Origin of the sequence: Planktothrix sp. FACHB-1355, assembly GCF_014748295.1 — a bacterium.
GTDB classification, from domain to species: Bacteria; Cyanobacteriota; Cyanobacteriia; order Cyanobacteriales; family Aerosakkonemataceae; genus Aerosakkonema; species Aerosakkonema funiforme_A.
Genome location: NZ_JACJUP010000471.1, coordinates 1 through 4,826 on the forward strand (window position 1 = coordinate 1; position 4,826 = coordinate 4,826).

Consider the following 4,826-nt stretch of genomic DNA (forward strand, 5'->3'; position numbering starts at 1 on the left):
GGGGTGCGCCTGCGGCGCACCGCCCCAAGAGGAGTTGCAAAGGTTTTGCGAGAAATAAGGTGGGCTTGAAAAATAGGAGCCATATTCTGGTAATGTAGGAGTCATGGAAAAAAAGCCCGCCAGTATAATAGAGCAGATACCTCCTGATGATTGGGACAAAACTCCAGCCAGCGTCAAAAAAATGGTGGAGTTAATGGCGCAACGCATTGAAATATTAGAAAAGCAGGCAATTGAATTAGTCGAAGCCCAGCAGCAATTAGTAGAAAAAGTCAATAAAACATCAAAAAACTCCTCATCACCACCCTCTTCTGACCCGCCTGGATTTAGCCACAAATCAAAGAAAAAAACTGGAAAAAAAAGGGGCGGTCAGCCTGGTCATGAGGGTCAAAGCCGGGACTTATACCCAATTGAAAAATGTACAACAGTCATAGAGCATCATCCCGTCAGATGCTCTAGTTGTGGAGTGAAGGTAAATCTGCTCCTTCTTTACTTCCAGAAATTGAATGAAGAGTGTAAATGAATCAATAATTTTTAATTTAGTTTTATATAGTTAGTTGATTACTAGCAATAACTTCTGCTGAGAATTTGGCTCATTAGTCAACAGAATTCCTGCGTTCATTATTGTTGGCTCACGCCGATATCTCAAACATATTGATGCTCAAACTCCTCTTGGGGTGGTGCGCCGCAGGCGCACCCCCTGAACGGTTACGTTTTATCTATTATCCTCATCCTGAAACTAAACCAGAGCATTTTCAAACCCCTGATACCCTGGAGATTATTACGTCCTTTATCAGTAATTTGAATGAAATATGGAGATGAAGTGATTATTGCTGTAGATAGCGAACAAATTGATATTGATAGCGCTCGCACTTGATTGACCCTACTGAGTTGGATCTCTCAAACAGATGCAGCAACAGCAAGATCGATGAAACATCCCGTTTTAGGATTTAAGATTAGCCTTTCTCCTTCTAGTAACTGAATTAATAAATTTTCATCCACAACTGACATTCCGATTGCTTGCTCTGGTAAGTCTTCACTTAATCTGACCGTTCCGCCAGGATTAAAAAGCAGCACTTGCCATTCAGTAAGTACGACAGTTACTTTTGGCAAAGTTAGGATTTGAAGAATGTAATTAGGAAATGGCATTGCTACAATAATTCTACCATTTTGCAAATTAATAGCTGCTAACTGTTGATCTACTCCTATCCAAACTGTTTGTTCATCAGGTGTTTTTTTGACGAGCGGCATGATGAGATCGCTTCTCCAATCCAACTGATGCCATAACTTCCTAAATGTTCGCCCAGTTCGATAAGTGTTTTCATAACAGTCCAGTCCACTAATGTCTAGATAGTGGCTAGACAATGTAGGAGTATCTCACCGGAGCTCAACCAAACGGCTGCCCCAAGAAACTACTAACAAGCGTCGTCAACAAAATCATCGCGTCGCTATTTTGCCTACAACGGAGGCGATGGTAGAGGCGTTCGAGCGATTCTTGGCTTTGGATGTCGCAAATGGGGATGCGGCAGAGGATACGGTTTACACTTACCAGCGGCGGTTAATTCAATATATTGATTGGTGCGACGAACAAAGTATCAATCCGGCTTTGGCAACCCAAGAAGATGTCAAGCTTTTTCGTCGCTATTTGGTGCAGTCCAAGCATCAAAAATCAGCTACCGTTGCCCTTACTTTGTCGGTAGTGCGTCGGTTTTACGAGGCAGCACTATCTAAGGGGTTGGTAAAGGAAAATCCCGCCGCTCAAATTAAACCGCCGAAGGAAAAGCTAGACCCGGCAGAACGGGTGACTTACTTGCAGGAAGAGGAACTCAAGCAGCTTTTGGCGGTGATTCCTCACGATGGCAGTAGAAAGAGTTTGCGCGATCGGGCTCTTTTGGGCATCATGGCACTGCAAGGGCCGCGCACGGTGGAGTTACATCGGGCGAATTTCGGGGATTTGGTGCGCTCTGGGTCTAATTGGGGATTGCGGGTAGAGGGGAAGGGTAGCATTAGAACGATTCCGCTGCGTCCGGATTTGAGTAAGGTCTTGTGGCAGTATTTGCAAGCAAGGGAGAGCGCAGGAGAGAAACTGATAAAGGACAGTCCTTTGTTCGTGACGGCGAGCCATCGGTTTGAGGGACAACGGTTATCGCGGCGCGGGATTCGGTGGATCGTGGATGAGTATTTGGTGGCGGCGAAACTGAAAACAACCGAGAACGCAACTGAAGGACGGCGGCTATCAGCGCATAGTCTCAGGCATACGGCAGGGACGTTGGGATTGCGAAAGGGGGCAGATTTGAGGCAGGTGCAGGATTTGTTGGGTCATAAAGACCCGAAGACAACTGCTTTGTACGCTCACGTCAACGACCGTCATGCGTTCAATCCGGCTTTGGGGATTGATGTTGAGGTGTGATGCCGAATGGCACAGTTGTCGCCACTGCAATGATGCGCTTTCGAGTGCAGGTCGCCCAAGCATAAAGGTATCGGCACAATACGATCGCGGCAAGAGAACATCACACTTCATTATCAAACGCGATCGCGTTTGATTCAGCGCTAGAACTAGAGGATTGAATTTCAGCCGGGGGAAATGTCAAAACCTAACTGCTCGAGCTGGTTAATAACTTCAACGGGTGCTGCCAGCCACACGGCTTCCTGCTCTTGTGAGGTCAGGTTTGCCATGCACTCCAAAAAGCTTGCCAGTTCTTCAGGTGTGCCAACGGAGGCCATTGCTTTTAGGTAGGGCATCAAGTTTTCATTTAAGCTCGAATCCTTGGAACCATTTTTTGGTTCCAAATCAAATCCAGGTGTGGTGGGGATTTCGGCTGGAACCATTTCACTTGAAAAATTACCTTCATTTTTTTGGGAGTCGGAAGAAGGTATTTGAGATGCCACACCAGGGGCTGAATTAATTGCTCCTGCTGTTTTGGGATGGTTGTTTTCTAAATCGGATGGTTCCGTGGAAGTTTGAGAAGCTGAACTGTTTATCTGGTAAGCTTCCATGCTGGAACCAGAATTTGGTTCCAATTGGTTTTGAGTGGTTCCATTGGTTCCATCGGTTCGATCGATTGGCTCACCTTCTGGTGGAGCGGGTTCTTGAGGGTCGTCTAGCTGGATGTACTCGGCTGCTAGAATGGCGGGAATTTCCCAGCAACGCCGCTTTTTCTTGGGTGGCGGGGCAGGTAAGGGAGGTTTATTTTGTGGGTTGGATTGGGAAGGCGATCGCCCGAACAGCAATGCTCGTGCGTAGGTTTGGGATAAGTCTTTGCTTTCGTCAAGCCATTGGGTAGAGCGCGTCTTACCTCCAGCTTGTTCGATTAGGGTTTTGATTACTTTTTTGCTGTAGGGCAGGTCGAAGTTTTCTTTGAGTAAATCGAATACTCCCACTTCAATGGCAATGGTACGGCAGCAACCGAATTGGTCGTCGCAGCGGCGCAGGTTCCAACCACCCAGTAAGTTCTCGGCTTGGGCGGTCATCATCACGCCTAAAAAGTGGGTTAGGGCATCTTGGGAGGATTCTTCGTCATTGGCGTTCGGGCACAAAACATTAATCAGATACTGCTTCACTTCGTCCGGGTTTATCCCGGCTAGAGCGGCCAATTTCATCGTGTAGACACCAATCAGCGCTAATGAGGGAGCTACGCGATCGTGGGCGAGGGGTAGGTGTTGAATCAGTTCGGCAGTTAATTCGTTAACTTCTTGCTGGGGATAACCCAACTTGATGATGCTGGTAAAGGCACCGCTGGCTTGTCTTTGCGCTTTCTTTAGCTGGTTCCAGGCGTGCGGTACGGCATCTTTGGCTACGGGTATCCACAGTCGGATCAGGCGGCTGAGGGTGGCGGGGAGCTTTTCACCGCAGGCTTTATTAGAATTGACGATCAGGGCGCAGTGGGGTTGTTGTACGTTCCAGCGTCGCTTGCGGGCTGTGGCGTTATACCAGTTGCGTATCCACTGTTCTAGTTCATCATAAATTTTGTCGGGTGGGTCGTCTAAGCAAATCGGTAGAGAACCGCAGAGTTTACCCTGTTCCCAAAGTGCTGAAGGGCTGATGTCACCGACAATCGCGCCGGAGATCCATTCGTGGCCAAATAAGCTGAGGCCGCATTCTACGGCGATCGTTTTACCGCCTCCGTGCGGGCCGTAGGTGTTGAGGATGGGGAAGCGTCCTTCAATTTCGATAATGGTTTGGAAGTGGGCGGCAGCGGCACAGTAGCCCAATACGAAGAAAGCGGGCAGAAAGTTGGAACCGAAGAATTGGCGCATGGCGGCCACCAGTTGCGGTAGGGCTTCTGGATTGGGTGGGGCGATTTTGGGCGATTTAATCTCATCTAAACCTTTTTCGCAAGCTCCCAAGTTTGGATTCCAGCAAACGCCTGTTTCCTCTTCTGTGGTGGGGGTGCCATCCGGTTTAAATTGGCCATCTTTGAACACCCAGATGCCGTTGTCTTGCTTTCCTACGCGGTTGGCTAGCTGGTAGGTAATGCCTTCCCGGTAACGGTAAGCCAATCGGCGTTCGCGCAGTAAAGCTTTGAGTTGGTCGGTTTTGAGGTTACAGGATACATCGACTCCCATTCCCTTTTCGATCGCTAGCTCGAAGTCAACGGCTCGCTTGCAATCGGAACTGGAAATGACTACGCGCTTCTGCCAGCCATCGGTGCTTCTTTTAACTTGAAGGATGTAACCTCCCGGTTCGCCTGCTAATTCCCGTTCGATGGTAAAGTCGAAGTCGCATAAAGGAAGGAATTTGCGGATTTTTTCGGTGATTTGCTGGCCTTTGGCGTCGAGTGCGGGTGTGGTTTCTCCGGTTACGGCTAGAAATTGCATTTTAGAAATGG

The 4,826-nt window shown here is 48.2% G+C and carries 3 protein-coding genes and 1 pseudogene; 2 read left to right on the top strand and 2 right to left on the bottom strand.

The annotated features are described in order from the left end of the window. Positions 1-103: 103 nt before the first annotated feature. A complete protein-coding gene (locus H6S82_RS18585) occupies positions 104-520 on the top strand; it encodes a DUF6444 domain-containing protein (protein WP_190474932.1) in 417 nt (138 codons plus the stop codon). A 377-nt stretch (positions 521-897) separates the two neighbouring features. Here H6S82_RS18585 and H6S82_RS18590 read toward each other — a convergent pair whose 3' ends face one another. Beyond that, complete coding sequence (locus H6S82_RS18590; RefSeq protein ID WP_190474933.1) at positions 898-1,248, bottom strand: hypothetical protein; 351 nt, start codon at positions 1,246-1,248, stop codon at positions 898-900. Between the two features lie 202 nt (positions 1,249-1,450). On the opposite strand from H6S82_RS18590, the gene H6S82_RS18595 reads away from it, so the two are divergent. Beyond that, a complete protein-coding gene (locus H6S82_RS18595) occupies positions 1,451-2,407 on the top strand; it encodes a tyrosine-type recombinase/integrase (RefSeq protein ID WP_242057007.1) in 957 nt (318 codons plus the stop codon). Between the two features lie 161 nt (positions 2,408-2,568). Here H6S82_RS18595 and H6S82_RS18600 read toward each other — a convergent pair. Further along, positions 2,569-4,826, bottom strand: a pseudogene (locus tag H6S82_RS18600) (hypothetical protein); the annotation flags it as partial.

Bases quoted from the DNA above. Each gene is read 5' to 3' on its own strand.
- H6S82_RS18585 (WP_190474932.1), top strand. From the start codon at position 104: ATGGAAAAAAAGCCCGCCAGTATAATAGAGCAGATACCTCCTGATGAT.
- H6S82_RS18590 (WP_190474933.1), bottom strand. From the start codon at position 1,248: ATGCCGCTCGTCAAAAAAACACCTGATGAACAAACAGTTTGGATAGGA.